Genomic DNA, 25,733 nt, shown 5'->3' on the forward strand with positions numbered 1-25,733 from the left:
AATCCCCGGTGCGGAGCGCACCGTGCCGGTGCGGCGCGCGTCCGTTAGGGTTCCCCTCGATCGCAAACGTCGGAGGGCGGACGGTGGGCAGACTCGCGGCGGCGTACCGGCAGGCGGTCGATCGGCATCGGCGGGCGGTGCGGCACTGGGAGGCGGCCCGGCGGCTGCTGGGCGCCGCCGGCCCGGCACCCGTGGGCAGCCCCGAGCTGGTCGCGCGGCTGGCCCGCCTCGGCGGTGAGCTGGCCGCCGCGGTGCCCGGCACGGCCCGCGTCGCGACCCACCCCGTTCCGGTACGCCTCGGCGCGGCGACCACTGTCGACGGCGCGTTCCCGGTGCTCGTGCCGGTGGGGGCGGGCGCGCACCTGGCGGTCGACGCGGACGCCCGTGACCCGCGCGTCGGCGAGCTGCTGCGGGCGGTGGTGGTACGGCTGCTGACCGCCGCCCCGGCCGGCGCGATCCGGGTGGCCGGCATCGACCAGGCCGCCTTCGGCGCGGCGTTCCTGCCGCTGCGCCCGCTGCACGACGCCGGGGTGCTCGCCCCGGCGGCGACCACCGAGGCGGAGACGACGGCCCTGCTCGACGCGGCCGAGCGGCACGCGCGTACCGCCCAGCGATCCGCGCCGGAGGACCGCGAGCTGCTGGTGGTGGTCGCCGCGTCCGCGCCGCCGCCCCGGGAACTGGCCCGCCTGGCCGCGCTCACCCACGCCGGCCCGGCCGCTGCGGTCTGCGTGCTGCTGGCCGGTCATCCACCGGCCGGGCCGACCGCCGCGCCACCGCTGGGCGCCACCACCCAGCTGCGCGTCACCGAGCGGTACACGCTCGTCGGCGACCCGCCCGGACGCCCGTTCAGCACCGACGGCAGCGGGCTGGCCGCGCCTGTGGTGCTCGACGGCGACCCGTCGCACGCCACCGTGACCGCGCTGGCCCGCCGGTACGCCGAGGCCGCCGGCCAGGACGGCGTCACGTTCGCCGACCTGCTCCCGGCGCAGCGCTGGGCCGGGTCCGCCGCCTCCGGGCTGCGTACCGTGCTCGGCCGGGCCGGCCGCGGGCCGCTGAGCGTGGCGTTCGACGACGCCACCCCGCACTGGCTGATCGGCGGGCGTACCGGCGCCGGCAAGACGGTCCTGCTGCTCGACGTGCTCTACGGGCTGGCGGCCCGCTACTCCCCGGCCGAGCTGCGGCTGATGCTGCTCGACTTCAAGGAGGGCGTCAGCTTCACCGAGTTCGTGCCCACCGGCCGTGACCCGTCCTGGCTGCCGCACGCCGACGCGGTGGGCATCGAGTCCGACCGCGAGTACGGCGTGGCGGTCCTGCGCGAGCTGCGCGCCGAACTGGGCCGCCGCGCCGACCTGCTCAAACGGCACGGCGTCAGCCGGCTGGCGGACCTGCCGCCGAACGCCCGGCCGCCCCGGATCGTCACAGTGGTCGACGAGTTCCACGTGCTGTTCGCCGGCAACGACGCGCTGGCCCGCCAGGCGGTCGACCTGATCGAGGAGCTGGCCCGCAAGGGCCGCTCGTACGGCCTGCACCTGGTGCTGGCGAGCCAGAGCACCACCGGGATCGAGGCGCTCTACGGCCGGGCCGAGGCCATCTTCGGGCAGTTCCCGCTGCGGATCGCGCTGCCCGGCGGTGACGCCGTGCTGGACCCGCGCAACGACGCCGCACGCGGGCTCACAGTCGGCGCCGCCGTGGTGAACACCGGCGCGGGCGCGCCGGGCGTGGACGTGGAGGTGCGGTTCCCGGACGCGCACGCCGCGTCGGCCGACCTCGCCGCCCTGCGCCACGAGCTGCACGCGGCCCGACCGGCCGGGGCGCGCCCGCCGGCCGTCTTCCGGGGACACGAGACGCCCCGGCTCACCGACGACCCCGCCTGGACGGCGCTGGCACCGGGCGCCGACCCGCCGTACGCGCTCGTCGGCCGCGTGGTCGACGTCCCCGGCAGCCCGGCCGGGTTCGCGCTCGACGCCAGCCCCGGCCGGCATCTGGCAGTGGTCGGCACCGCTGCGGCCGGTGCCGACGTGCTCCGGTCGGCCACCCTGTCCCTGGCCCGCCAGCACGCACCCGGCACCGCCCGGTTCCTGTTCGCGCCGCTGGCGCCGGGCACCACTGACGCCGCCGACGACCTGGCCATGACGCTCGCCGCCGCCGGGCACCCGGTCCGGCGCCTCGACGCCGGCGCGCTGCGCGCCGAACTCGCCGAGGCCGCAACCGGCGACGCCCCGGCCTCCGGGCGCACCTACCTGGTGGTGTTCGGGATGGACGCCGCCGCCACGACGCTCGCCGCCTCCGATCCGGCGACGTTCCGCTCCGGGTACGACGACCTGCGCGCCGCGCTGCGCCAGGGCCCCGCGCGCGGTGTGCACGTGCTCGGCTGGTGGCGCGGGCTGCGCCGGCTCGCCGACGACCTCGGCGGCAGCGGGCACCGCGACGACGTGACCGGCCTGGTCGCGCTCAACGTGCCCGCCGCCGACCTGGGCCTGCACCTCGGCGTGCACGACCTCGCGTACGTCCCGCGCGAGGGCCGTGCCCTGCTCGTCGACCGGCACGAGCACCGCACCGCGCTGATCGTGCCGTTCGCCGCCGGGAGTGAGCTGACGTGAGTGGGTTCGACGAGTACGCGGCGCTGCTGCGGGAGCTGTCCACCCGGCAGCGGGGCGGGGAGCGGGAGATCGCCGCCGAGGCGGAGCGCCGCCGTGGCCTCCAGAGCGCCGTCGACACGCTCGGGCAGCGGCTCGCCGCCCAGGGGCAGCACCTCGACCGGCTGGGGCAGGCGATCGGCGTGCCGATGACGTCGGTCCCGGCGGAGGCGCCGGCACCGGCGATGGTGGCCGGTGGGGGAGCGCCCGGTCCCGCGCCCGGACCGGGGGACGGGGTGTCCGGCGGCGCAGCCGGCGCGCCGGGGCGGCCGGATGTCGGGGCGTACCCCTCGGGGGTTGTTCCGGCGCCGCGGGCCGGCGACCCGGCGGCGGAGCTGGCGGCGGCGGGCCGGCTCGCCGAGGAGGCCGATGGGTACGGGCAGCGGGCCGACGCGCTGGCCCGCACGCCGGTGTTGCTGCCCACCTGGTCCGCGCCGGCGCGGGCGGTGGTGGTGTACGCGGGCTGCGCGCTCGCCGGTTCGCTGCTGATGCTGATCGCGATCGTGGGTTCGTCGCTGCCGGTGGCCGGGCTGGACCTGGTGGCGGCGATGTCCTGCGCCGGCGTGCCACTGCTGTCCTTCGGGGCCGGTCAGGTCGTGCTCGCCCGGTGGGGCCGCCCGGTGGTGGAGGGCGACGCGCCGCCGGCCGGACGGTATGTGCCGCTCGGCTTCGTGATCTGCGCCCTGGTCTCCCCGTCCTTCTTCTGCCTCTACCTCCTCCTGTTCCGCCTGCTCCGCTGACGCTGCCCCCTTCCCTCCGTCGGTCATGGAGTTGCGGCCCCTGGCGCGCGGCATTTGTGGCTTTCGGACGGGCGGAAAGTGCAAGATCGCGAAGGCGATGGGGCCGGACGGGGAGGTAGGCTGCGCGCGGGGCGGGTGAGCTGGGGAGGGCGTGTGAGCGCGGCGGAGATCATTGCCAGGCTGGCGGCGGCGGCACAGAAGCTGGACGAGGCCAAGGCACGCACCGCCGCTGCCGCGCAGGACGCGGCCGAGGCGCGGGCGCTCGTGGCGGGCGCGCTGGAGGGGGCCACTGCGGGCCCGCTGATCGGGGTCATCGACTCGTACCGGCAGGCGCTGGCGCAGGCCGCGCAGGGCGGGGAGCCGGCCCGGCAGCACGTGCAGGAGACCATCGCGAAGGTCCAGGCGCTGGGCAACTGAGCCCGGTCCGGCATGCCGGTTTGCGCGCAGGGCGCGACAAGGGTTACCGCCGCGTAACTTTTCATTGACGTGTGTGAAATCGGACACGCATCATCGTGTCCACGATCGATCGGATCCCACCCGTCCCCCCGGGTCCGCCCGGGTACCTCCCCCCGGAGGTGCAGCCCATGCTGCTCCGAACGATCCTGGCCGCCACCACCGCCGCAACCGTCCTGCTCGTCCCGGCCGCCGCCCAGGCCGCCGCCGCGGAACCCCCCGCCCCGTCGAACACGGCCACCGTCGCCACCGCCGCGCAACGGGCCGCCGCCGCGGCCGCCGACCCGGTGATCGTGGTCGGTGGCCTGAGTGGAATCTCCATCGCGTACGAGCCGATCGCCGCCCGGCTGCGCGCCGACGGCTACCGGGTCTCGATCTTCCAGTTGCCGAACCTCGGCCTCGGTGACATCCGCGAGTCCGCCCGGGCATTGTCGTCCTACGTGGACCGGGTGCGCACCGCCACCGGTGCGGCCCGCGTCGACCTGGTCGGCCACTCCGAGGGTGGCCTGGTCAGCCGCTGGTACGTCAAGTACCTCGGCGGCACGGCCACAGTCGACCAGTACGTCAGCCTGGGCAGCCCGCAGTACGGCACGTACGTCGCCAATCTGGTCGCCTTCCTCGGGCTGGGCAGCTGTGCGGGGGTGATCGCCTGCCAGCAGATGAGCATCGGGTCGAGCTTCCTGGCCGACCTCAACGCCGGGGACGACACCCCCGGCCCGGTGCGCTGGGCCACTGTGCGCACCTGGCAGGACGAACTGGTCCGGCCGGTCGACAACGCCCTGCTCGCCGACGGCGCGACGAACATCCTGGTGCAGGCGTGGTGCCCGCTTCGGGTCGTCGGCCACCTCGGGCTGGTGCTGGACGGCACCACGTACACAGCGGTGCGCCAGGTGCTCGCCGGCGCCCCGGTCCAGCCGAACTGCTTCGCGCTCTGACACACGTGCCCGGGCCCGCCGCCGCGCGGACCCGGGCACGTCCGGCCGGGCCGCCCGCGGTCCGAGGCCGGCGGGCCGTCGCTCAGCCCGCGTCCCGTCCCGTGATCACGTCGGCGGCCCGCCAGGCCAGCGCGGTCACCGGTGCGCTGGTCCAGCCGGCCACCATCACCGGCAGCACCGACGCGTCGACCACCCGCAGCCCGTCCACGCCGCGTACCCGCAACCGCGGGTCGACCACGTGCTCGTCGCCGGCGCCCATCGCGCAGGTGCCGATCGCGTGGTAGCCGCAGTAGCCGCGCGCCACAGCCGCCTCGACGATCTCCGCGTCGGTCGTGGTCGCCGTCCCGGGCACCGTCTCGGCCTGGATCCGCTTCGCGATCGGACCGGTGCCGAAGAACTCCCGCATCCGGCGGAACAGATCCACCGCCACCCGCCGGTCGTGCTCGGTGGTGAGGTAGTTCGCCACGACGGCCGGCGGCGTACGCGGGTCCGCTTCGGTGATCGTCAGGCTGCCCTCGCTGTCCGGCCGGGTGACGGTGCCCAGGCACATCACGCCCGGCTCCCGTTCCAGTTCCAGCGCCCTGCCCGGGCGCGGCGGGGCGGCCGAGAACGGCGCCATCAGCAGGTGCGCGTCCGGGCGTTCCAGCTCCGGGCGGGACTTGAGGTGGGCCGCCACGTCCAGCACCGGCAGGGCGAGCGGGCCGCCCCCGGTGAGCAGCCAGCGCAGCGTGGCCCGGGCCTGCCCGAGCGGGCTGCCGATGGTCATGTTGTGGCCGCCGGGTTCGGCGAGGCGGTACTGGAGCACGATCGACCGGTGCTCGCGCAGCCCCGCGCCGACCCGGGGCCGGTCGAGCAGCACCGGCACCCCGGCGGCGCGCAGCGTGTCCGCGGGCCCGATGCCGGAGACCTGCAACAGGTGCGGGGTCGCGAGGGCGCCCGCGGCGAGGACGACCTCACCGGCCGCCCGGTACTCGGTCTCCCGGCCGCCGTGCGCCACCCGTACGCCGGTCGCCCGGTCGCCCTCGACGAGCACCCGCAGGACGACGGCGCCGACCTCGACGGTCAGGTTGGGCCGGCGTCGCACCGGGTGCAGGAAGGCGTCGGCGGCGCTGACCCGGCGTCCGGCGTGGATGGTGGCGGTTGGGTAGCCGATCCGTTCGTCGTCGTGGGCGTCCAGGTCGTCGGCGCGGCGCCAGCCCAGCTCGGCGCCGGTGGCCACCATCTCCTCGGCGAGCGGGTCGGTGCCGGTGGCGATGGACAGCCGCACCGGGCCGCCCGTGCCCCGGTGCGGGGCGGGCCCGAGCGGGTGGTCCTCCAGCCGCGGGAACACCTGCGACATGGTGGACCAGCCCCAGCCCAGCGGTGCGAGGGCGTCCCAGTCCCGGGCCGCGCCGCGGCTCCAGATCATGCCGTTGACCGACGTCGAGCCGCCGATCATCCGTCCGCGCTGCCAGATTTCCTGGCGGCCCGGCCCGGTGGTGGCCGGGTAGTGCCAGGCGGTGCGCCGGTCGTCCATCAGCCGGGAGAACGCCTTCGGCACCCGCACGTACGGGCTGCGGTCCCAGCCGCCCGCCTCCAGCAGCAGCACCCGTGTCCCCGGATCCTCGGTGAGGCGGTTCGCCAGCACGCACCCCGCCGCGCCGGCCCCCACGATGACGTAGTCGAACTCCTCCACAGCGGACCCCCACTCGCGAGAATCCCTCTGACAGTAGTTGCTCGATCACATTCCGCGAAAGGGCCGGGCGGCGGCAGGCTCAGGCGGTCCTCGCCAGCACCTCGAACTCGTCGTCGGTCAGCTCCACCCCGGCCGCCGCCACGTTCTCCTCCAGGTGCGCCACCGACGACGTACCGGGGATCGGCAGCATCACCGGCGGCCGGCGCAGCAGCCAGGCCAGCGCGAGCTGCGCCGGGGTGGCGCCGTGCGCGGTCGAGATCGCGTCGAGCGGGCCGCCGGGCCGGGCCAGGTCGCCGGTGGCGATCGGGAACCACGGGATGAACGCCAGATCGTGGCGCTCGCAGTGCTCCAGCACGTCCTCCGCGCTGCGGTCGGCCAGGTTGTAGAGGTTCTGCACGGACACGATCGGCGCGATCGCCCTTGCCGCCTCGAGCTGCTCGACGCTGACCTGGGACAGCCCGATGTGCCGGATCTTGCCCTCCTGCCGCAGCAGCGCCAGCTCGCCGAGCTGGTCGGTCAGCGGCACCTTCGCGTCGATGCGGTGCAGCTGGTAGAGCGGGATGCAGTCCAGGCCCAGGTGGCGCAGGCTCAGCTCGCACTGCTGGCGCAGGTACTCCGGGCGCCCCACCGGCGGCCAGTCACCCGGGCCGGAGCGGGTCAGCCCGGCCTTCGTCGCGATGACCAGGTCGTCGGCGTACGGGTGCAGCGCCTCACGGATCAGCACCTCGCTGACGAACGGCCCGTACGAGTCGGCGGTGTCGATGAACGTGACGCCCAGCTCGTACGCGCGGCGCAGCACCCGTACCGCCCCGGCCGGATCCTTCGGGGCGCCCCACACGCCGGGGCCGGTGAGCTGCATCGCCCCGTAGCCGAGGCGGTCGACCGGCAGGTCACCACCGATCCGGTAGCTGCCCGACGCCTTGGCGGGCTGGGTGCTGGTCGCCATCGCGGTCCTCCTGGGCTCGTACGTGCCTCGCGGGGCGGTGCTGCGCCCGGCCCCTGGACATTCCCCGAATCGTGGCGGCGAAGCACTGGTAGTTGCGGCGAGCGGCCCCGGCGCACCGGGCCGCCGTGGGAGGCTGGGCGGGACGGTGGTCAGGAGGTGCGCATGGCCGCGACGCCACGGCTCGACTTCGCGCTGGACACGTACGAGTGCATCGTGCTCTACCCGGGGCCCTCGGGACGGGCCCTGCCGGACGAGACCGTGCAGCGGCTGCAGGCCGAGCACCTTCAGCACATGCGGGCGCTGCAACGGCGCGGCATCGTGCTCGTGGACGGGTCCGTCGACGGCCCGGCCCGGGAACCCGACCCGCCGATCGGATTCGGCCTGGCCCGGACCGGCTCGGTGGACGACGTCCGCAGCGTCATGGAGGCCGACCCGGCGGTGCAGGCCGGGCTCTACCGGGTCGAGGTGCTCACCTTCCTCTGCCCGGCCGGTTCGCTGGAGTTCCCGCTGGTCAAGACGGAGAGCTGAGGCTCCTCGCGCGCCCCTGCGACGGCACCGCCCGCTGCCGCGTACCCAGTGCCCGCCCACGGAGGGCCGGCCCGGCGCGGCGGCCCACCCTGCCCCCGGCCGGCCCGTGACGGGGAGCGGTACGATTTCTCACCGCGCGGTCGCCGATGCCCGCCACACGACGTTCCGGTGCGGTACGCCTACCGCCCGCCCACGCGGTTGACGCGCGTCGTTGGACAAATGTTCCGCAGTCCGCAAGGGGTCGGCCGGAAGGCCGGTCCGGAGGAGAGACTAGCCTGATGGGCGTGACACGCCGCGCGAAGATCGTCTGCACTCTCGGCCCCGCAACCGCCTCCCCGGAGCGTATCCGCGGGCTCGTAGAAGCCGGCATGAACGTGGCGAGGCTCAACTTCAGCCACGGCAGTCACGCCGACCACGAATCGGTCTACCGGCTGGTCCGCGAGGCGGCCGAGGCGGCCGGCCGGCCGGTCGCCGTGCTCGCCGACCTCCAGGGCCCCAAGATCCGTCTCGGCCGGTTCGCCGACGGCCCGCACGAGTGGCGTACCGGCGACTCGGTCGTGATCACCGGCGACGAGGTGGTGGGCACCAAGGAGCGCGTCTCCTGCACCTACCGCAAGCTGCCGCAGGAGGTGAAGCCGGGCGACCGGCTGTTGATCGACGACGGCCGGGTCGCGGTCGAGGTCAGCGACGTCACCGGCAACGACATCCGGTGCCTGGTCACCGAAGGCGGCCCGGTCTCCAACAACAAGGGCGTCTCGCTGCCGAACGTCGCGGTCAGCGTCCCGGCCCTGTCCGACAAGGACGCCGCGGACCTGCGCTTCGCCCTCGGCCTCGGCGTCGACCTGGTCGCGCTGTCGTTCGTCCGGTCGCCGGAGGACATCAAGCTCGTCCACTCGATCATGGACGAGGAGGGCGTGCGCCGCCCGGTCCTGGCCAAGGTCGAGAAGCCGGAGGCGGTCGACCACCTGGAGGCGATCGTGCTCTCCTTCGACGGGGTCATGGTCGCCCGCGGTGACCTCGGCGTCGAACTGCCGCTGGACCAGGTGCCGCTGGTGCAGAAGCGCGCCGTGCAGCTGTGCCGGGAGAACGCCAAGCCGGTCATCGTGGCCACCCAGATGCTCGACTCGATGATCGAGAACTCCCGCCCGACCCGCGCCGAGGCCTCCGACGTGGCGAACGCGGTGCTCGACGGCGCGGACGCGGTGATGCTCTCCGGCGAGACCAGCGTCGGCAAGTACCCGGTGCTCACCGTCAGCACCATGGCGAAGATCATCACCACCACGGAGGCCGGCTCGATCGCCGTCCCCCGGTTGCAGCACGACCCGCGTACGCACGGCGGAGCGCTCACCGTCGCCGCCTCCTCGATCGCCCGGGCCATCGGCGCCAAGGCCATGGTCGCGTTCTCGCAGACCGGTGACACCGTCAAGCGCCTGGCCCGGCTGCACTGCGACCTGCCGCTGCTCGCGTTCACGCCGGTGCCGGAGGTGCGCAACCAGCTCGCGCTGTCCTGGGGCGTGGAGACGTTCCTGATGCCGTTCGTCCAGCACACCGACGACATGTTCCGCCAGGTCGACCAGGCGCTGCTCGGCCTCAACCGGGCCAACCCGGGCGACTACGTGGTGATCGTGGCGGGCAGCCCGCCCGGCACCCCCGGCTCCACCAACACGCTGCGCGTGCACCAGCTCGGTTCGCTGGTCGACGCCGCCTCGGCGCGGGCGCTCCAGTGAGCAGTGGCGCGGGGGCGACCGGGCAGGAGGCGGTCGACCAGCTGCTGGAGGTGCTCGACCTCGCCCGTACCGGGGAGATGACCTTCCGGGGGATGAGCCCGCCGGTGGGCCCGCAGCGGGTCTACGGCGGCCAGGTCGCCGGCCAGGCCCTGGTCGCGGCCGGCCGCACCGTCGACGCGGAGCGGGCCGTGCACTCCCTGCACGGCTACTTCGTGCGCCCCGGCGACCCGGCCGAGCCGATCGAGTACCAGGTGGAGAACATCCGCGACGGCCGCTCCTTCTCGGTGCGCCGATCGGTGGCGTTGCAGCACGACAAGCCGATCTTCTTCATGTCGGCGTCGTTCCAGCGTCAGGAGGAGGGGCTGGACCACCACGCCCCGCTCCCGCCGGACGTACCCGGCCCGGACGACGTGCCGACCATGACCGACCGGCTCTCCCGCTACCCGGAGCGCCTGGGCATCTGGGGGATGATCCCGCGCCCGATCGACGTGCGTTACGTCGGCGAGCCCGGCTGGGTCCGCCCCGGCGACCGCCCGGCCGAACCGCACCAGCGGGTGTGGATGCGCCTGGACGGCAAGCTGCCGGACGATCCGCTGCTGCATGCCTGCGCCCTCACGTACGCCTCCGACCTGACGCTGCTGGACTCGGTGCTGTCGGTGCACGGCGAGGTGTGGGGGCCGGGCGGCGTGGTCGGCGCGAGCCTCGACCACGCGCTGTGGTTCCACAGGTCGTTCCGCGCCGACGAGTGGTTCCTGTACGACTGCTGGAGCCCGTCCGCGTCCGGCGCCCGCGGCCTGGCCACGGGCCGGATGTTCACCACGGACGGGCGGCACATCGCCAGCGCCGTACAGGAAGGGCTGCTGCGGCGCGTCGGCGACTGACCGCCCGATCGGTGATCGTCCGGGCGCGGGTCGGGCGGCCGGTCTCCACCGCAGCGGACTAACCTGGCCGTATGCGTCTCTCCGCCCGGGTCGACTATGCCCTCCGCGCGGCCGCTGAGCTGGCCTCGGTCGCGGACGGGGGGACCACCGGGCGGAGCCGTCCGGTGACCGCCGAGCAGATCGCCCGCGCGCAGGACATCCCGCCGAAGTTCCTGGAGAGCATCCTGCTGCAACTGCGCCGGGGCGGCATCGTGCACGCCCAGCGTGGCCCCGAGGGCGGCTACTGGCTGGCCCGGCCCGCCGGGGAGATCTCCCTGGCCGAGGTGATCCGCGTCATCGACGGTCCACTCGCGCACGTGCGCGGGCAGCGCCCGGAACAGCTCGGCTACCAGGGTGCGGCCCGCGCGTTGCAGGACGTCTGGATCGCGCTGCGGGCCAGCGAGCGGGAGATCCTCGAGCTGGTCACCATCGCCGACGTGGCCGCCGGCGCGCTGCCCGGGCGGGTCAACGAGCTGGCCGCCGACCCGCGCGCCTGGAGCTGACCACACCGTCCGGCGTCTCCTACCAACCGGACGGGGGACTTGACCTAGGGTGCCTCCGTGCCGCATTGTCGACCAAGTTGATAGGAGATACCGAAAAGTCAGGGGGCGCTCGTGCGCAAGCTGCTGGTCCTCGCCCTCGTCGGGCTCGCCGCGCAACTCGTCGACGGCGCGCTCGGCATGGCGTACGGGCTGACCTCCTCGACGCTTCTCCTGTTCGCCGGTGTCGCGCCGGCCGCCGCGTCCGCCTCGGTGCACCTGGCCGAGATCGGCACCACGCTCGCCGCAGGCGTCTCGCACTGGCGCTTCGGCAACGTCGACTGGAAGGTGGTCGGCCGGATCGCGCTGCCCGGCGCGATCGGCGCGTTCGCCGGGGCGACGTTCCTCAGCTCCATCTCCACCGAGGCGGCGGCGCCGTGGATGGCCGCCATCCTGTTCACGCTCGGCGCGTACCTGCTGGTCCGGTTCTCCCGGCCGCTGCGCGCCAACCGCGCCGCCGGCCGGCTGCGCAGCCGCTTCCTCGCCCCGCTCGGCCTGGCCGCCGGATTCGTCGACGCCACCGGCGGTGGTGGCTGGGGCCCGGTCGCCACCCCGGCCCTGCTGGTCTCCGGCCGGATGGAACCCCGCAAGGTCATCGGCTCGGTGGACACCTCCGAGTTCGTGGTAGCCGGCGCGGCCAGCATCGGCTTCCTCATCGGCCTGGGCTCCGAGGGCTTCCTGCTGCCCACAGTGGCCGCGCTCCTGGTCGGCGGCCTGATCGCCGCGCCGATCGCGGCGTGGCTGGTCCGCATCGTCCCCGCCCAGCTGCTCGGCGCCGTGATCGGCGGCGTGATCGTGCTGACCAACGCCCGCACGCTGCTGAGCGCCGGCGGCGTGGGCGGCTCGGTGCCGGTCGTGGTGTACGCGCTGCTCGGCGCCGCCTGGCTGGTCGCCGTCGGGCTGGCGGTGCGCGCGCTGCGCCGTACCCGCCGGGCCCGCGCCACCGTCGACGCGGCCCTCGCCTCCGCTTCCCCCGCCGAGACGGTTCCGCCCGCCGAGCCGGCCGGGCCGGGGGCCCCCGCCGAGCTTGCGGCGCCGGGGGAGTCCGCCGAGCCGGTGGAGGCCGCGAGGCCGGGGCAGGGCCCGGAGTCGGGGGCCGCCGCCGAGGCTGCGGAGTCGCGGAAGCTCGCCGCCGCCGTCGAAGGCTGAGCCTGCGGTTCCCGGCCGCGCCTTCGGCCCGGGAGCGGGCGTGCCTCGCCGTGTCGCCCGTCCTCGGTGGGCCTGGCGAGCGTCGGCGCTTGTGGGGGCGTCCGGCGGTGACCTAGGCTGACGGAGCGCGGAGCCTAATCACCGACGTCGATATGTTGACGTCGCCCGTCGCGTCAGGGCACGTATCCGCCGGTCCGGGCAGACCGGCCTCGTCACGTGCCTGACCTCCGCGAAAGGCATTCCCCGTGCACCCCACCACCCCACGCCGCCGGATCGCGCTGCTCGCCGCGGCCTCGGCGGTCACCCTGTCGGCCGGCGCGCTCACCACGATGGCGGCCGCCGCGGCGGCCGTCGCGTGCCGGGTCGACTACCGGATCACCAACCAGTGGAGCGGCGGCTTCGGCGCCGACGTGACAGTGACCAACCTCGGCGACCCGGTCGACGGCTGGACCCTCGGCTGGAGCTTCGCCGCCGGCCAGCAGGTCGTCCAGGCGTGGAACGCGACGGTCAGCCAGTCCGGCGCCCAGGTCAGCGCCCGCGACGCCGGTTACAACGCGGCCATCGGCACCGGCGGCACGGCGAACTTCGGCTTCAACGGCTCGTGGAACAACGCGTCGAACCCGGCCCCGGCCGCGTTCACGCTCAACGGCACCGCCTGCACCGGCGCGCCGTCCACCACCCCGCCGCCGTCGACGCCCCCACCGAGCACGCCCCCGCCCAGCACGCCGCCACCGAGCACGCCCCCACCGACCACCCCGCCGGCCGGCGCGAAGCAGATGGAGAACCTCGACCGGGGCCTGGTCAGCGTCCGCTCCGGCAGCGGGAACCTGGTCTCCTGGCGGCTGCTCGGCACCGAGACCTCGGGCGTGGCCTTCAACCTCTACCGGGGCGGCACCAAGGTCAACGGCAGCCCCGTCACCGGCGCCACCACATACCTGGACAGCGGCGCGGCGGCCGGATCGGCGTACACCGTGCGGGCCGTGGTGAACGGCGCCGAGCAGGCGGCGTCCGCCCCGGCGCTCCAGTTCGCCAACGGCTGGCTGGACGTGCCGATCCAGCCGCCGCCCGGTGGCACCACCCCCGCCGGCGAGGGGTACAGCTACTCGGCGAACGATGCGAGCGTGGGTGACCTCGACGGCGACGGCCGCTACGAGTTCGTGCTCAAGTGGGATCCGTCGAACGCCAAGGACAACTCCCAGTCCGGCTACACCGGCAACGTCTACGTCGACGCGTACACGCTCACCGGCACCCGGCTGTGGCGCCTCGACCTCGGCCGCAACATCCGCGCCGGCGCCCACTACACCCAGTTCCAGGTGTACGACTACGACGGCGACGGCGACGCCGAGGTGGCCATGAAGACCGCCGACGGCACCCGCTCCGGCACCGGCCAGGTGATCGGGAACGGATCGGCCGACCACCGCAACTCCAGCGGCTACGTGCTCGCCGGCCCGGAGTACCTGACCATGTTCGACGGCCGCACCGGCGCGGCCCTGTCCACAGTCGACTACGACCCGCCGCGCGGCACCGTCTCGTCCTGGGGCGACTCGTACGGCAACCGGGTCGACCGGTTCCTCGCCGGCACCGCGTACCTGGACGGGCAGCGCCCGTCGCTGATCATGGCGCGCGGCTACTACACCCGGGCCGTCGTCGCGGCCTGGGACTTCCGCGACGGCACGCTGCGCAAGCGCTGGACGTTCGACTCGAACGCCTCCGGCAACGGCGCCGCCGCCGGCCAGGGCAACCACCAGCTCTCCGTGGCCGACGTGGACGACGACGGCCGCCAGGAGATCGTGTACGGCGCCGCCACCATCGACGACAACGGCCGGCTGCTGTACTCCACCGGCAACGGCCACGGCGACGCCCTGCACGTCGGCGACCTCGACCCCTCCCGCTCGGGCCTGGAGGTGTTCAAGGTCGACGAGGACGGCAGCAAGCCCAGCTCCTGGATGGCCGACGCGCGTACCGGGCAGATCATCTGGCAGACCGCGCCCAGCGGCGACAACGGCCGCGGCGTCTCCGCCGACGTCTGGGCGGGCAGCCCGGGTGCGGAGTCCTGGTCGTCCGCGGTCGACGGGCTGCTCAACACCCGGGGCCAGAACGTCGGGCGCAAACCGTCGTCGGCGAACTTCCTGATCTGGTGGGACGGCGACCCGGTCCGGGAACTGCTCGACGCCACGAAGATCGACAAGTACGGCACCGGCGGCGAGACCCGGCTGCTCACCGGCAGCGGCGTCGCCTCGAACAACGGCACCAAGTCCACCCCGGCGCTCTCGGCCGACCTGCTCGGTGACTGGCGCGAGGAGGTGGTGTGGCGCACCTCCGACAGCACCGCGCTACGGATCTACAGCACGCCGGTCACCACCGGCCTGCGCCTGCCGACGCTGATGCACGACCCGCAGTACCGGGTGGCGGTGGCCTGGCAGAACACCGCCTACAACCAGCCGCCGCACCCGGGCTTCTACGTGGGCGACGGCATGAGCACCCCGCCCGCGCCGAACATCTACCTGCGCTGAAACGGCAGGCACCGGGTCGCCGGCCGCGGAATCCGCTCCGCCGGCGACCCGGTGCACCACACCGCAGCATTCCCGACCCGTCCCGACCGGGAATGCCGTACCACCACCGGGGACAAAGTTATGCGTCCCGCGCGACGGTGCGGTGACGTGGCTATGAAGAGCGTGTTTCAGCCCTCCTGGCGCAGCCCGCCCGCCACCTTCTCGGCGATCAGCTCGAACGAGCGGACCCGGTCGGCCACGTCGTACACCATCGTGGTGAGCATCAGCTCGTCCGCGCCGGTGCGCTCCAGCAGCTCCCCGAGCTGCCGGGCCACCGTCTCCGGCGAGCCGGTCGCCTGGCCGTCGCGGCGCTGGGCGACGAACTCCCGCTCGAACTCCGAGTACGGGTACGCCGCCGCCTCCTCGGGCGTGACGAGCGGCTCCGGCCGCCCCGACCGCAGCTTCAGGAACGACAGCCCGGACGGCCCGGCCAGCCACTCGGCCCGCTCGTCGGTCTCCGCGCAGACCGCGTTGACCGCCACCATCGCGTACGGCCGGTCCAGCCACTGCGACGGCCGGAAGTTCTGCCGGTAGAGCTGCAACGCCGGGATCGTGTTCTGCGAGCTGAAGTGGTGCGCGAACGAGAACGGCAGCCCGAGCAGACCGGCCAGCTGCGCGCTGAACCCGCTGGACCCGAGCAGCCACACCTGCGGCGACTGCCCCCGGCCCGGCGTCGCGGTGATCGCGCCCGGCTCGGCGCCGGAGAAGTAGTTCATCAGGTCGGCCAGCTCACGCGGGAAGTGCTCGGCGGACAGGCCCTCCATGGTGCGGCGCAGCGCCAGCGCGGTCACCTGGTCGGTGCCCGGCGCCCGGCCGATGCCGAGGTCGATCCGGCCCGGGTGCAGCGCCTCCAGCGTGCCGAACTGCTCGGCCACCACCAGCGGCGCGTGGTTGGGCAGCATCACGCCGCCCGAGCCGAGCCGGATCGTGCTGGTGTTCGCCGCCAGGTGCGCGAGCAGCACCGCCGGCGCGGAACTCGCGATGGCGGGCATGTTGTGGTGCTCGGCCACCCAGAACCGGCGGTAGCCCAGCTCCTCGGTGCGGCGGGCCAGCTCCGTGGTGTATCGCAGCGCCTCACCGGCACTGCCGGTCGCCGCCACCGGGGCAAGGTCAAGAACAGACATGGGTACGTCGATCACAGCGTGTTGCAACCCGCCACGTGCCGGAATTGTTCCGCCGGTGCGCTACCCCATACCCCGGGCCTGCTCGAAGATCAGGCTGGTCTGCGTGTGCTGCACCGCCGGATCGACAGCCAGATGGTCCAGCACGAAGTCCCGCAGCGCGTCGCCGGAAGCGGCCCGCACGTGCAGCACGTAGTCCTCCGCGCCCGCCACGTGGAACACCGACACCACCCCGGGCAGCCGTACCGACCGGGCGCGGAACGCGTCCACCGCGGCCCGCTCGTGCGCGGTCAACCGCACCGAGACCAGCGCCTGCAACGGCAGACCCACCGCCGCCGGGTCCACCTCGGCGTGGAACCCGCGGATCGCCCCGCACTCGCGCAGCGCCCGCGTACGCGTCAGGCACGTAGACGGCGCCACCCCGACGCGCTCGGCCAGCGCGTTGTTCGGCAGCCGGCCGTCGGCCGCCAGCTCGGTGAGGATCGCGCGGTCGGTGTCGTCCAGGCCGGCGAACGGCCGTACATCATTCGGTGCGGCAGGCATGTGACCATCCTTCACCGAATCACCGCCGGGCGAAAGCATGATACTCAGAATCTTGTTCGCCGCTATTGCCTCCCGCCGTCGTCATGTTCGACGCTTCCCGCATGACTTCCGTGGACACCGCAGCCGTACACGCCGGGCGCGCCGACCTCGCCGGGCTCGGCGTCCACGTCCCGCCCATCGACCTGTCCACCACCAACCCGCTGCCCTCGGTCGCCGGCGGCGGTGACGACTACGAGACGCTCGCCACCGGCGGCACCCTCCCGGTCGGCGGCAGCGCCGTCTACCAGCGCCTCTGGAACCCCACGGTGGCCCGGTTCGAGACCGCGCTCGCCCAGCTCGAAGGCACCGCCGAGGCCGTCGCGTTCGCCAGCGGCATGGCCGCGCTCACCGCCACCCTGCTCGCCGCCACCCGCGACGGCAAGCGTCACGTCGTCGCCGTCCGCCCCCTCTACGGCGGCACCGACCACGTCCTCGCCACCGGCCTGCTCGGCACCGAGGTCACCTGGGCCACACCCGCCGGCGTGGCCGCCGCGATCCGCCCCGACACCGCCCTGGTCGTGGTCGAGACGCCCGCCAACCCCAGCCTCGACCTGGTCGACATCGCCGCGCTCGCCCACGCCGCCGGTGACGTCCCGCTGCTCGTCGACAACACCGTCGCCACCCCGGTGCTCCAGCAGCCCGGCCGCCACGGCGCCGCGCTCGTGCTGCACAGCGCCACCAAGAGCATCGGCGGCCACGGCGACGTCCTCGCCGGCGTCGTCGCCTGCGGACCCGAGTGGGCCGCCCGGCTGCGCCAGGTCCGCGCCGTCACCGGCGCCGTCCTGCACCCCCTCGGCGCGTACCTGCTGCACCGCGGCATCCAGACCCTTCCGCTGCGCGTCCGCGCCCAGCAGGCCGGCGCGGAGAAGCTCGCCGCCTGGCTCGCCGGGCACCCCGCCGTCGAGCGCGTCCACCACCCGTCGCTGCACGACCCGGCCGGGCTGGTCGGCCGCCAGATGTCCGGCACCGGCAGCCTGCTCGCCTTCGAGGTACGCGGCGGCGCGCCCGCCGCGGCCGAGGTCGCCGGCGGCTGCGAGCTGATCACGCACGCCGTGTCGCTCGGCGGCGTCGACACGCTGATCCAGCACCCGGCCTCGCTCACCCACCGGCCGGTCGAGGGTGACGCCAAGCCGTCCGGCGGGCTGCTGCGCGTCTCGGTCGGCCTGGAGGACCCGGAGGACCTGCGGGCGGATCTCGCGCGGGCGCTGTCGCGGATCTGACGTCGCCCGGCAGGGCGCGCCGCGCTGTCGTCCGGTCACGACTTCGGGCCCACGTGCCGGTCGAGGGCGGCGACCGCCTCCCGGCGGGCGACTGACAGGGACCACGGCAGATTCATCCGCCACGCGATGCCGAGCAGGTCGAGGGACCACTGGCACAGCGCCATGATGTCGGTGGAGCGGTTGGAGAACATGTAGCGGGGATAGACGTATTCCTTCCCGCGAACGACGACCCGGTTGGTGAAGCGGCAGCCGTCGGAGTGGAAGAGGCCCCGCAGGAAGTCGCCCGGGTGGGCCTCGACGATGCTCCGCTGCCAGGCGGCCAGGACGATCGGGCGCTCGTGTTTCTTGCCCGGTCCGTGCTGGGGGAACAGGCACGGCCAGTGGAGTGCTGTGCTCTGTATGGCGACACAGCCGCGCTTCTGGATGCGCTGCACCTTGTTGGCCAACACCGCCCGCATCGCTGCGTCGCACTTCTCGATCAGGCTCGGCCAGGCGTCGGCACAGTAGATGCGGAGCACCGGCGTCCGGTCCGTGGTGACCAGGTGTCCGTCACCGAGATAGAGCCCGAGCAGGTAGGCGTAGGAGGTCTGGTCGGGTGGAGCGTCCGGATTGGGGCGGCACCGGAAGCAGCGGACGGCGCTTCCGAAGATCGCTGGCTCTGGTCGGTCGACGCACCAGTGCCAGACCGTGGTGTAGGGCAGGGAGAGGCTGCGGGCCACCGAACGGATGTTGTGACCCTGGGCGCGAAGGGCGCGGGCTCGTGCCCGCATTTCGGGAGGATGCACAGCAACATCCTCGAACACATGTATGACAAGAGTGCCGGGAGCGGGATTCGAACCCGCAAGCCCTTTCGGGCAGAAGTGTTTGAGACTTCCGTGTATGCCGTTCCACCATCCCGGCGGGGTGCGGTAACTGTACCCGACTAGGCTCATGCGGGAGCATGTGTGGTGACCGTGCCGGGATCGATGGTGGGAGTGGCTCGTGGGCGAGATGCAGGCGGACGCCGAGCGTAAGCGCGTTCTGATCGCCGAGGACGAGGCGCTCATCCGGCTGGACCTGGCCGAGATGCTCGTCGAAGAGGGCTACGAGGTGGTCGGCGAGGCCGGCGACGGCGAGACCGCCGTCAAGCTCGCCGAGGAGCTCAAGCCGGATCTGGTCATCCTCGACATCAAGATGCCGATCATGGACGGGCTGGCCGCCGCCGAGCGGATCGCCAGCGCGCGCATCGCCCCGGTGATCATCCTGACCGCGTTCAGCCAGCGTGACCTGGTGGAGCGGGCGCGGGCGGCGGGCGCGATGGCGTACCTGGTCAAGCCGTTCCAGAAGAGCGACCTGGTGCCGGCGGTGGAGATCGCGCTGTCCCGTTACTCCGAGATCGCCGCGCTGGAGTCGGAGGTGGCCGGCCTCACCGACCGGCTGGAGATCCGCAAGACCGTCGAGCGTGCCAAGGGCGCGCTGATGACCACGTACGGCATGACCGAGCCGCAGGCGTTCAAGTGGATCCAGCGCACCGCGATGGACCACCGGATGACCATGAAGGAGGTCGCCGAGCGGATCCTCGCCGAGACCGCCGGCGGCGAGGTGGAGCAGCCCGCGTCCTGACCTGCCCGGGAGGCGTCCGATCGATAGGATCGGATGCATGTCTCCCGCGCGCGTCCGGCCGGTCCTCGTCGCCGCTGCCGCCGCGCTGCTGCTGGCGGCGTGCCACGCCACCCCGCGACCGCTGCCGCAGCCCGCGCCGGTACGCCCGCAGTGGCAGCCGGTCGAGCTGGTCCTGCCCGTCGGCGCCACCGGACGGCCGGTGCCGCGCGACGCGGCGCGGTGCGGCGGCCGGTGGTTCGTGGTGGGCGGGCTCGTCGACCCGGCGGGGGAGACCCGTCCGGCGGCGTGGTCCTCACCGGACGGCGTGACCTGGGCGCCGATTCCGGTACGCGGGCAGACGTTCTACGGCCGCCGGCACGTGCTCTACGCGGTGGCCTGCCGCGACGACGGGATGGCCGCGCTGGGCGCGAAGACCGGTGGCGTGCACGGCAATCCGCGTACCGGAACGTGGGTGTGGCGTCCTGGCGGGCCGTTGCGGGAGGTGCCGGCGGCGTTCGAGTTGTTCGGCGGCCCGCGCGCGGTCAGCGCGTCGCGGCTGGCGGCGGGTCCGGGCGGCTGGCTGATCGCCGGGGCGCGCGCGGACGGTGCGGCGGTGTGGTCGTCGCCGGACGCCGAGGGGTTCGTCCTGCGCGAGGGGGTCGCGGAGCTGGCCGGTGACGGCCGGGGCCGGACGGCGGCGTACGACGTGACGGCGGCGGGGCCGGGCTGGCTGGTGGTGGGGTCGTTGCTGCCGCCCGGCGGGACGGCCCGGACGCCGCTCGCGTGGTTCTCGGCCGACGGCCGGGTGTGGCGGCGGGTGGTCCTGCCGGTGCCGGCGGGTGCCGCCGGGGCGGCCGAGCGGGTGGTGTCGCCCGACGGGGGCCCGGTGGCGGTCGGGCCGGTGGGTGACCGCTTCGGGGTGTGGCGCGGGTGCGACGGGTGCGGCTCGCCGTCCGCCGGTCCGGCGGGTGCGGCGCAGGGGTGGCGGCGGGTCGGCGGGTTCGGCTCGGCGGGTCCCGGGGTGTCGTCGGTGGACGCGCTCGCGGCATCGGGTGGGCGGCTCGTCGCGGTGACCGGCGACGGCGCTCAGCGACGACTCTGGATGTCGGGTGACGGCGGCGCGTCGTGGCTTCCGGTGATCACGCCGGTGCCGGTGCCGGACGGGGGTGACGCCGCGCTGGCGGTGGCCGTCCGCGACGACGGGCTGCTCGTGGTCGCCGATGACGGGAGAACGTCGCGTGCCTGGTGGGGGGCGTTGCCAGTCGTCGATCGGTAGCGGGTGAGGCGGGCCTGGCCCGTTACCGAGGAATAGTCGGTGAAAGCCTTGCCGTGCCTACGGTTCTTACGGCGATCGGCTTGAATCCGCCACGGCGTGTAACGGTTCGGTCAACCAAGCTTTCCAGGTCTTACGCCACCGCTCGCGGTGGGATAACGTCCCGCCCCAGACCGGCGACGACGGTCTTGGTTCGTCCACCCCGCAAGGGCCAATCAGCGGCGGGTGGTTCGGATCATGGACGGAGGAGGGTTCGGGCCTTGAGGCAGAAGCTCGCACGCGTGATCGGCGGGGTCGCCATGCTGGCGCTCGTCGCCGGTGGCACCGCTTGTTCCAGCGGCAGCGACGATGAGGGTTCCGGGGGCAGCGCCTGCGGGAGCAAGATCGCTTTCTTCGGCGCGCTGACCGGTAGCTCGGCCGCGCTGGGCATCAACGAGAAGAACGGCGTCAAGCTGGCCGTCGACAAGTACAACAAGGAGAACCCGGACTGCAAGGTCGAGCTCGCCGAGCTCGACTCGCAGGGCAGCCCGGACCAGGCGCCGCAGCTGGCCCAGAAGGCGATCGACGACACCAAGATCCTGGGTGTCGTGGGTCCGGCCTACTCGGGCGAGTCCGAGGCCGCCGGCCCGCTGTTCAACGAGGCCGGTCTGGTCACCATCACCCCCTCCGCGACCCGTCCCAGCCTCGCCGAGCAGGGCTGGAAGACCTTCTTCCGCGCGGTCGGCAACGACCTGAGCCAGGGCCCCGCCGCCGGTACCTACATCAAGAACGTGATGAAGGCCGACCGGGTCTACGTCATCGACGACCAGTCCGCGTACGGCGCCGGCCTGGCCGACGAGGTCAAGAAGGTCCTCGGCGCCTCGGTCGTGGGCAGCGACAAGGTCCAGGGCGAGGGCAAGCAGGTCGAGTTCTCCGGTGTGGTCACCAAGGTCAAGGCCGCCAACGTCAAGGCGGTCTTCTACGGCGGCTACTACCAGGAGGCCGGCCTGATCCGTAAGCAGCTCACCGCTGCCGGCGTCACCGCCCCGCTGGTCGCCGGTGACGGCGTGAACGACGGTGCGTACATCACCTCCGCCGGTGCGGCCGCCGCCGAGGGCACCATCCTCACCTGCCCGTGCCAGCCGTCCACCGAGGCCCGCGGCACCTTCGCCGCCGACTTCAAGGCGCTCAACGGCACCGACCCGGGCACCTACAGCGACACCGCCTTCGACGCGGCGAACATCCTGCTGGCGGGCATCAAGGCCGGCAAGAGCACCCGTGCCGACCTGCTGGAGTTCGTGAAGGGCTACAGCGGCGAGGGCGTGGCGGCCAGCTACAAGTTCGTCGAGGGTGGCGAGCTGGACCCGGCGCAGGTCAAGGTCTGGGCGTTCAAGGTGCAGGGCGGCAAGGTCGTCCCGGACCAGGAGATCCCCAAGTCCTGATCGGTCGATCGCTGGGCTGGCGATTGAGTAGTGATCGCGGGTGCGGCCGGGAGCTGGCTCCCGGCCGCACCCTCTTTTTCTCTTGAGCGACGGAGCGTCCCTCCCTTGGACTTCGACGGATTGTTCTCCAACTTCGGGGAACTCACCACGACCGGCTTGACGCAGGGCGCCATCTACGCCCTGGTCGCGCTCGGCTACACGCTCGTGTACGGCGTGCTCAGACTCATCAACTTCGCCCACTCCGAGGTCTTCATCGCCGGCGCGTTCGCCGCGATCTGGACCTGGAACGGCTTCGGGCTCGACCAGAACTCGCAGGTCAGCGGCCTCGGCTCGATCCTGTTCTACCTGCTGGTGGCGATGATCGTGGCGGCCATCGCCTCGGCGGGCACCGCCACCGTGATCGAACGGGTGGCATACCGCCCTCTGCGCAAGCGCAACGCGCCGCCGCTGGCGTTCCTCATCACCGCCATCGGCGCCTCGATCGCCATCTCCGAGGCGTTCGGCGTCTACACCCGGCGCCGGCCGGAGGGCGCGCCCATCCTGGTCAGCTCCGAGCCGCTGTTCCACATCGCCGGGGTGCCGATCGACGCGGTGCAGCTGCTCACGATCGGCTCCGCGCTGGTGATGATGTTCGCGCTGGACCAGTTCATCAACCGCAGCCGTACCGGCCGCGGCATCCGGGCGGTGGCCCAGGACGCCAACACGGCGGCCCTGATGGGCGTCAACAAGGACCGCATCATCCTGATGGTCTTCATCGCCGGTGGCACCATGGCCGGCGTCGCGGGCCTGCTCTACGACGTGCGGATCCAGACGCTCACCTACAGCGTCGGCTTCCTGCTGGGCCTCAAGGCGTTCACCGCGGCGGTGCTCGGCGGTATCGGCAACCTGCGCGGCGCGCTCGTCGGCGGGTTGCTGCTCGGCGTCGTGGAGAACTACGCCGCGGGCCTGTTCGGCAGTCAGTGGAAGGACTTCGCCGCGTTCGCGGTGCTGGTCGTGCTGCTGATGTTCCGGCCGACCGGTCTGCTCGGCGAATCACTGGGGAGGGCACGCGCATGACGACCACCATCGACCCGCCGGAGCGGCGGGAGACGGCGGCGGACAAGCTGCGGCAGGGCCGGCACGCGATCTCGGAGCGCTGGCACCACGCGCCGCGCTGGGTGCGCTGGGTGCTGCTGGTCGCGGTCATCGCGTTCTTCTACGCGCTGCCGAACAAGGAGTTCTACCAGTACCTCGGGCCGATCCCGACGCCCGGCGCGAACTTCACCCAGGTGATGTTCACGGTCTCGATCTACGTGCTGCTGGCGGTCGGGCTCAACATCGTGGTCGGCTTCGCCGGTCTGCTCGACCTCGGCTACTTCGGTTTCTTCGCCGTCGGCGCGTACACGGTCGCGGTGCTGACCTCGCCGAGCAGCGACATCAAGACCCTGTGGCCGTGGCTGCTGGTGGTGCCGATCGCGATCGCCCTGACCATGGTCTCCGGCGTCATGCTCGGTACGCCGACGCTGCGTCTGCGCGGTGACTACCTGGCGCTGGTGACGCTCGGCTTCGCCGAGATGATCCGGATCGCGGCGGTCAGCTCCGAGTTCCTCAAGGGACAGCGCGGCTTCAACCAGATCCCGCACCCGCCCGGCCAGTACGCCGACGGCCGGCCGTGGTTCGGCGTGCTCGACGCCCGCCCGTACTACTGGCTGGTGCTCACGCTGATCATCCTGGTGGTGATCGGGGTGCGGAACCTGACCCACAGCCGGGTCGGCCGGGCCTGGATCTCGATCCGCGAGGACGAGGACGCGGCCCAGCTGATGGGCGTGCCGACGTTCAAGTTCAAGCTGTGGGCGTTCGCCTCCGGCGCGGCCATCGCCGGCCTGGCAGGTGCGTTGTTCGCGGGTAAGCAGAACTTCGTCAACTCGCAGAACTTCGAGCTGCTCAACTCGATCATCATCCTGGCCGCTGTCATCTTCGGCGGCTCGGGCAACATCGTCGGCGCGATCGTCGGCGGCGGCCTGGTGGCGTACATGATCGAGCGGTTCCGCGGCATCGAGCTGTTCGGCGTGGAGCTGTACGAGTACCGGTTCCTCTTCTTCGGCCTGGTGCTCGTGGTGATGATGATCTTCCGGCCGCAGGGCCTGATCCCGAACCGGCGACGAGCGGCGGAGTTCAAGGACCGCCGCAAGGAGGTGATCGTCGGTGAGTGACACCGAGCAGACCCCGGCCGTTCCGGCCCAGGCGGCGGCCCCCGCCGTCGAGACGGTGAACGAGCGGGAGCCGTTGCTGGAGGTCGACCACGTCACGCTGCGCTTCGGCGGCGTGGTGGCCCTCAACGACGTGGATTTCACCCTCTACAAGGGTGAGATCCTCGGTCTGATCGGCCCGAACGGCGCCGGCAAGACCACCTGCTTCAACGCGATGACCGGCATCTACCAGCCCACCGAGGGGCAGATCCGGTTCCTGGGCCAGAAGATCAGTGGCAAGAAGCGCCACCAGATCACCCGGATGGGCATGGCCCGTACGTTCCAGAACATCCGTCTCTTCCCGGAGATGACCGCGCTGGAGAACGTCCAGGTCGGCGCGGACGCGCACCACAAGACCAGCGTGATCTCCGCCCTGCTGCGCCTGCCGCGGCACTGGAAGGAGGAGCGCGAGGGCCGGGAGAAGGCCGAGCGCCTGCTGGAGTTCGTCGGCATCCGCAACCGGATGCACGAGTTCGCCCGCAACCTGTCCTACGGCGAGCAGCGGCGGTTGGAGATCGCCCGCGCGCTGGCCACCGACCCGAAGCTGCTCTGCCTGGACGAGCCGGCCGCCGGCTTCAACCCGGCGGAGAAGGAGGAGCTGCTCCAGCTCATCCGGCAGATCCGGGACCAGGGCGTGACGGTGCTGCTGATCGAGCACGACATGCGCCTGGTGATGGGCGTGACCGACCGGATCGTGGTCCTGGAGTTCGGAAAGAAGATCGCCGAAGGGCTGCCCGCCGAGGTGCGGGACAACCCGAAGGTGGTCGCGGCGTACCTGGGGGTGCCGGACGATGCTGCTTGAGATCGAGGACGTGAGCCTGCTCTACGGGCGGATCCAGGCGCTGCACGGCATCAGCCTGACCGTGGACGAGGGGGAGATCGTCGCGCTGATCGGCGCGAACGGCGCCGGCAAGTCCACCACCATGCGGGCGATCTCCGGCATCCGGCCGGTCGCCTCCGGCAAGATCAAGTTCGCCGGTGAGGACATCACCAAGCTCCGGGCCGACCTGCGGGTCCGGCGCGGGCTGTGCCAGGCGCCCGAGGGCCGGGGCATCTTCCCCGGCATGTCGGTGCTGGAGAACCTGGACATGGGCGCGTACACCCGGCGGGACAAGGCCGGCATCGCGCAGGATCTCGCCCGGGTGCTGGACCTGTTCCCGCGGCTGGCCGAGCGGCGCAAGCAGGCCGGCGGCACGCTCTCCGGCGGCGAGCAGCAGATGCTCGCTGTCGGCCGGGCGCTGATGAGCCGGCCGAAGCTGCTGCTGCTCGACGAGCCGTCGATGGGTCTCGCGCCGATGCTGATCCAGCAGATCTTCACGATCATCACGGAGATCAACCAGCAGGGCACCACCATCCTGCTGGTGGAGCAGAACGCCCAGCAGGCGCTGGCGCGCGCCCACCGGGCGTACGTGCTGGAGACCGGCCGGATCGTCAAGAGCGGTTCCGGCACGGACCTGCTGCACGACCCCTCGGTCAAAGAGGCCTACCTCGGCGTGGCCTGACCGGC

General features: G+C 73.1%; 23 protein-coding genes and 1 tRNA gene. 18 read left to right on the plus strand and 6 right to left on the minus strand.

Going from position 1 to position 25,733, the window contains the following annotated elements; genetic code table 11:
• Window positions 1-83: 83 nt before the first annotated feature.
• The 4 genes from ABIH81_RS17300 to ABIH81_RS17315 all read left to right on the plus strand — a co-directional run bounded on the left by ABIH81_RS17300 (window position 84) and on the right by ABIH81_RS17315 (window position 4,764).
• Entirely contained in the window at window positions 84-2,600 is a 2,517-nt protein-coding gene (locus ABIH81_RS17300; RefSeq protein WP_349875957.1) for an FtsK/SpoIIIE domain-containing protein, read from the plus strand.
• Complete coding sequence (locus ABIH81_RS17305) at window positions 2,597-3,376, plus strand: hypothetical protein (RefSeq protein WP_349875958.1); 780 nt, start codon at window positions 2,597-2,599, stop codon at window positions 3,374-3,376. Before ABIH81_RS17300 ends, ABIH81_RS17305 begins: the two co-directional genes overlap by 4 nt.
• Before the next feature lie 153 nt (window positions 3,377-3,529).
• Window positions 3,530-3,793 carry a DUF6244 family protein gene (locus ABIH81_RS17310; protein ID WP_013287536.1) on the plus strand — a complete coding sequence of 88 codons (264 nt, stop codon included), beginning with the start codon at window positions 3,530-3,532 and terminating at the stop codon, window positions 3,791-3,793.
• Between the two features lie 167 nt (window positions 3,794-3,960).
• Window positions 3,961-4,764, plus strand: coding sequence for an alpha/beta fold hydrolase (locus ABIH81_RS17315; protein WP_349875959.1), 804 nt, complete (start codon window positions 3,961-3,963; stop codon window positions 4,762-4,764).
• Between the two features lie 82 nt (window positions 4,765-4,846).
• On the opposite strand, the gene ABIH81_RS17320 is transcribed toward ABIH81_RS17315, so the two are convergent.
• Window positions 4,847-6,439: a GMC family oxidoreductase N-terminal domain-containing protein gene (locus ABIH81_RS17320; protein WP_349875960.1), complete on the minus strand. Its 1,593-nt coding sequence runs from the start codon at window positions 6,437-6,439 to the stop codon at window positions 4,847-4,849.
• Between the two features lie 79 nt (window positions 6,440-6,518).
• Window positions 6,519-7,385: an aldo/keto reductase gene (locus ABIH81_RS17325; protein ID WP_349875961.1), complete on the minus strand. Its 867-nt coding sequence runs from the start codon at window positions 7,383-7,385 to the stop codon at window positions 6,519-6,521.
• Window positions 7,386-7,547: 162 nt separating this feature from the next.
• On the opposite strand from ABIH81_RS17325, the gene ABIH81_RS17330 reads away from it, so the two are divergent.
• From ABIH81_RS17330 to ABIH81_RS17355, 6 genes are all read left to right on the plus strand, one after another.
• Entirely contained in the window at window positions 7,548-7,913 is a 366-nt protein-coding gene (locus tag ABIH81_RS17330; protein WP_013287532.1) for a YciI family protein, read from the plus strand.
• Window positions 7,914-8,191: 278 nt separating this feature from the next.
• Window positions 8,192-9,640, plus strand: coding sequence for a pyruvate kinase (gene pyk / locus ABIH81_RS17335; RefSeq protein ID WP_349875962.1), 1,449 nt, complete (start codon window positions 8,192-8,194; stop codon window positions 9,638-9,640).
• Window positions 9,637-10,521 carry an acyl-CoA thioesterase II gene (locus tag ABIH81_RS17340; RefSeq protein ID WP_349875963.1) on the plus strand — a complete coding sequence of 295 codons (885 nt, stop codon included), beginning with the start codon at window positions 9,637-9,639 and terminating at the stop codon, window positions 10,519-10,521. Before pyk ends, ABIH81_RS17340 begins: the two co-directional genes overlap by 4 nt.
• Window positions 10,522-10,592: 71 nt before the next feature.
• Window positions 10,593-11,063, plus strand: coding sequence for an Rrf2 family transcriptional regulator (locus tag ABIH81_RS17345; RefSeq protein ID WP_128137741.1), 471 nt, complete (start codon window positions 10,593-10,595; stop codon window positions 11,061-11,063).
• A 111-nt stretch (window positions 11,064-11,174) separates the two neighbouring features.
• Window positions 11,175-12,248: a sulfite exporter TauE/SafE family protein gene (locus ABIH81_RS17350; protein WP_349875964.1), complete on the plus strand. Its 1,074-nt coding sequence runs from the start codon at window positions 11,175-11,177 to the stop codon at window positions 12,246-12,248.
• Between the two features lie 245 nt (window positions 12,249-12,493).
• Window positions 12,494-14,761: a cellulose binding domain-containing protein gene (locus ABIH81_RS17355; protein WP_349875965.1), complete on the plus strand. Its 2,268-nt coding sequence runs from the start codon at window positions 12,494-12,496 to the stop codon at window positions 14,759-14,761.
• 167 nt (window positions 14,762-14,928) lie between these two features.
• Here the strand turns inward: ABIH81_RS17355 and ABIH81_RS17360 are convergent, their stop codons facing one another.
• On the minus strand, window positions 14,929-15,924 hold the full coding sequence (locus ABIH81_RS17360; protein WP_349875966.1) for an LLM class flavin-dependent oxidoreductase: 996 nt from the start codon (window positions 15,922-15,924) through the stop codon (window positions 14,929-14,931).
• 60 nt (window positions 15,925-15,984) lie between these two features.
• Window positions 15,985-16,464, minus strand: a complete 480-nt coding sequence (locus ABIH81_RS17365) for an Lrp/AsnC family transcriptional regulator (RefSeq protein ID WP_047894721.1) — start codon at window positions 16,462-16,464, stop codon at window positions 15,985-15,987.
• Window positions 16,465-16,547: 83 nt separating this feature from the next.
• Here ABIH81_RS17365 and ABIH81_RS17370 point away from each other — a divergent pair, with 83 nt between their 5' ends.
• Entirely contained in the window at window positions 16,548-17,723 is a 1,176-nt protein-coding gene (locus ABIH81_RS17370; protein WP_349875967.1) for a PLP-dependent aspartate aminotransferase family protein, read from the plus strand.
• Window positions 17,724-17,758: 35 nt separating this feature from the next.
• On the opposite strand, the gene ABIH81_RS17375 is transcribed toward ABIH81_RS17370, so the two are convergent.
• Together ABIH81_RS17375 and ABIH81_RS17380 are read right to left on the minus strand one after the other, a co-directional pair.
• The gene (locus ABIH81_RS17375; RefSeq protein ID WP_349875968.1) at window positions 17,759-18,442 is read right to left on the minus strand and encodes a transcriptional regulator; all 684 of its coding nucleotides are present in this window, start codon (window positions 18,440-18,442) and stop codon (window positions 17,759-17,761) included.
• Between the two features lie 98 nt (window positions 18,443-18,540).
• Window positions 18,541-18,623 (minus strand) — tRNA-Leu (locus tag ABIH81_RS17380).
• A gap of 81 nt (window positions 18,624-18,704) precedes the next feature.
• Here ABIH81_RS17380 and ABIH81_RS17385 point away from each other — a divergent pair.
• From ABIH81_RS17385 to ABIH81_RS17415, 7 genes are all read left to right on the plus strand, one after another.
• Entirely contained in the window at window positions 18,705-19,325 is a 621-nt protein-coding gene (locus ABIH81_RS17385; protein ID WP_349875969.1) for a response regulator, read from the plus strand.
• 37 nt (window positions 19,326-19,362) lie between these two features.
• A complete protein-coding gene (locus ABIH81_RS17390; protein WP_349875970.1) occupies window positions 19,363-20,580 on the plus strand; it encodes a hypothetical protein in 1,218 nt (405 codons plus the stop codon).
• A 257-nt stretch (window positions 20,581-20,837) separates the two neighbouring features.
• Window positions 20,838-21,998, plus strand: a complete 1,161-nt coding sequence (locus tag ABIH81_RS17395) for a branched-chain amino acid ABC transporter substrate-binding protein (protein ID WP_349875971.1) — start codon at window positions 20,838-20,840, stop codon at window positions 21,996-21,998.
• Window positions 21,999-22,103: 105 nt separating this feature from the next.
• Entirely contained in the window at window positions 22,104-23,054 is a 951-nt protein-coding gene (locus ABIH81_RS17400) for a branched-chain amino acid ABC transporter permease (RefSeq protein WP_043329571.1), read from the plus strand.
• Window positions 23,051-24,190, plus strand: coding sequence for a branched-chain amino acid ABC transporter permease (locus ABIH81_RS17405; protein WP_013475843.1), 1,140 nt, complete (start codon window positions 23,051-23,053; stop codon window positions 24,188-24,190). Before ABIH81_RS17400 ends, ABIH81_RS17405 begins: the two co-directional genes overlap by 4 nt.
• Window positions 24,191-24,245: 55 nt before the next feature.
• Window positions 24,246-25,028, plus strand: coding sequence for an ABC transporter ATP-binding protein (locus tag ABIH81_RS17410; protein ID WP_349881134.1), 783 nt, complete (start codon window positions 24,246-24,248; stop codon window positions 25,026-25,028).
• The gene (locus ABIH81_RS17415) at window positions 25,018-25,728 is read left to right on the plus strand and encodes an ABC transporter ATP-binding protein (protein WP_349875972.1); all 711 of its coding nucleotides are present in this window, start codon (window positions 25,018-25,020) and stop codon (window positions 25,726-25,728) included. Before ABIH81_RS17410 ends, ABIH81_RS17415 begins: the two co-directional genes overlap by 11 nt.
• Window positions 25,729-25,733: the final 5 nt, after the last annotated feature.

It is taken from the genome of Micromonospora sp. HUAS YX12 (genome assembly GCF_040215685.1).
Classification (GTDB): Bacteria; Actinomycetota; Actinomycetes; order Mycobacteriales; family Micromonosporaceae; genus Micromonospora; species Micromonospora tulbaghiae.

Bases quoted from the DNA above. Each gene is read 5' to 3' on its own strand.
- ABIH81_RS17315 (WP_349875959.1), top strand. From the start codon at position 3,961: ATGCTGCTCCGAACGATCCTGGCCGCCACCACCGCCGCAACCGTCCTG.
- ABIH81_RS17325 (WP_349875961.1), bottom strand. From the start codon at position 7,385: ATGGCGACCAGCACCCAGCCCGCCAAGGCGTCGGGCAGCTACCGGATC.
- ABIH81_RS17330 (WP_013287532.1), top strand. From the start codon at position 7,548: ATGGCCGCGACGCCACGGCTCGACTTCGCGCTGGACACGTACGAGTGC.
- pyk (WP_349875962.1), top strand. From the start codon at position 8,192: ATGGGCGTGACACGCCGCGCGAAGATCGTCTGCACTCTCGGCCCCGCA.
- ABIH81_RS17345 (WP_128137741.1), top strand. From the start codon at position 10,593: ATGCGTCTCTCCGCCCGGGTCGACTATGCCCTCCGCGCGGCCGCTGAG.
- ABIH81_RS17360 (WP_349875966.1), bottom strand. From the start codon at position 15,924: ATGTCTGTTCTTGACCTTGCCCCGGTGGCGGCGACCGGCAGTGCCGGT.
- ABIH81_RS17365 (WP_047894721.1), bottom strand. From the start codon at position 16,464: ATGCCTGCCGCACCGAATGATGTACGGCCGTTCGCCGGCCTGGACGAC.
- ABIH81_RS17370 (WP_349875967.1), top strand. From the start codon at position 16,548: ATGTTCGACGCTTCCCGCATGACTTCCGTGGACACCGCAGCCGTACAC.
- ABIH81_RS17390 (WP_349875970.1), top strand. From the start codon at position 19,363: ATGTCTCCCGCGCGCGTCCGGCCGGTCCTCGTCGCCGCTGCCGCCGCG.
- ABIH81_RS17405 (WP_013475843.1), top strand. From the start codon at position 23,051: ATGACGACCACCATCGACCCGCCGGAGCGGCGGGAGACGGCGGCGGAC.
- ABIH81_RS17415 (WP_349875972.1), top strand. From the start codon at position 25,018: ATGCTGCTTGAGATCGAGGACGTGAGCCTGCTCTACGGGCGGATCCAG.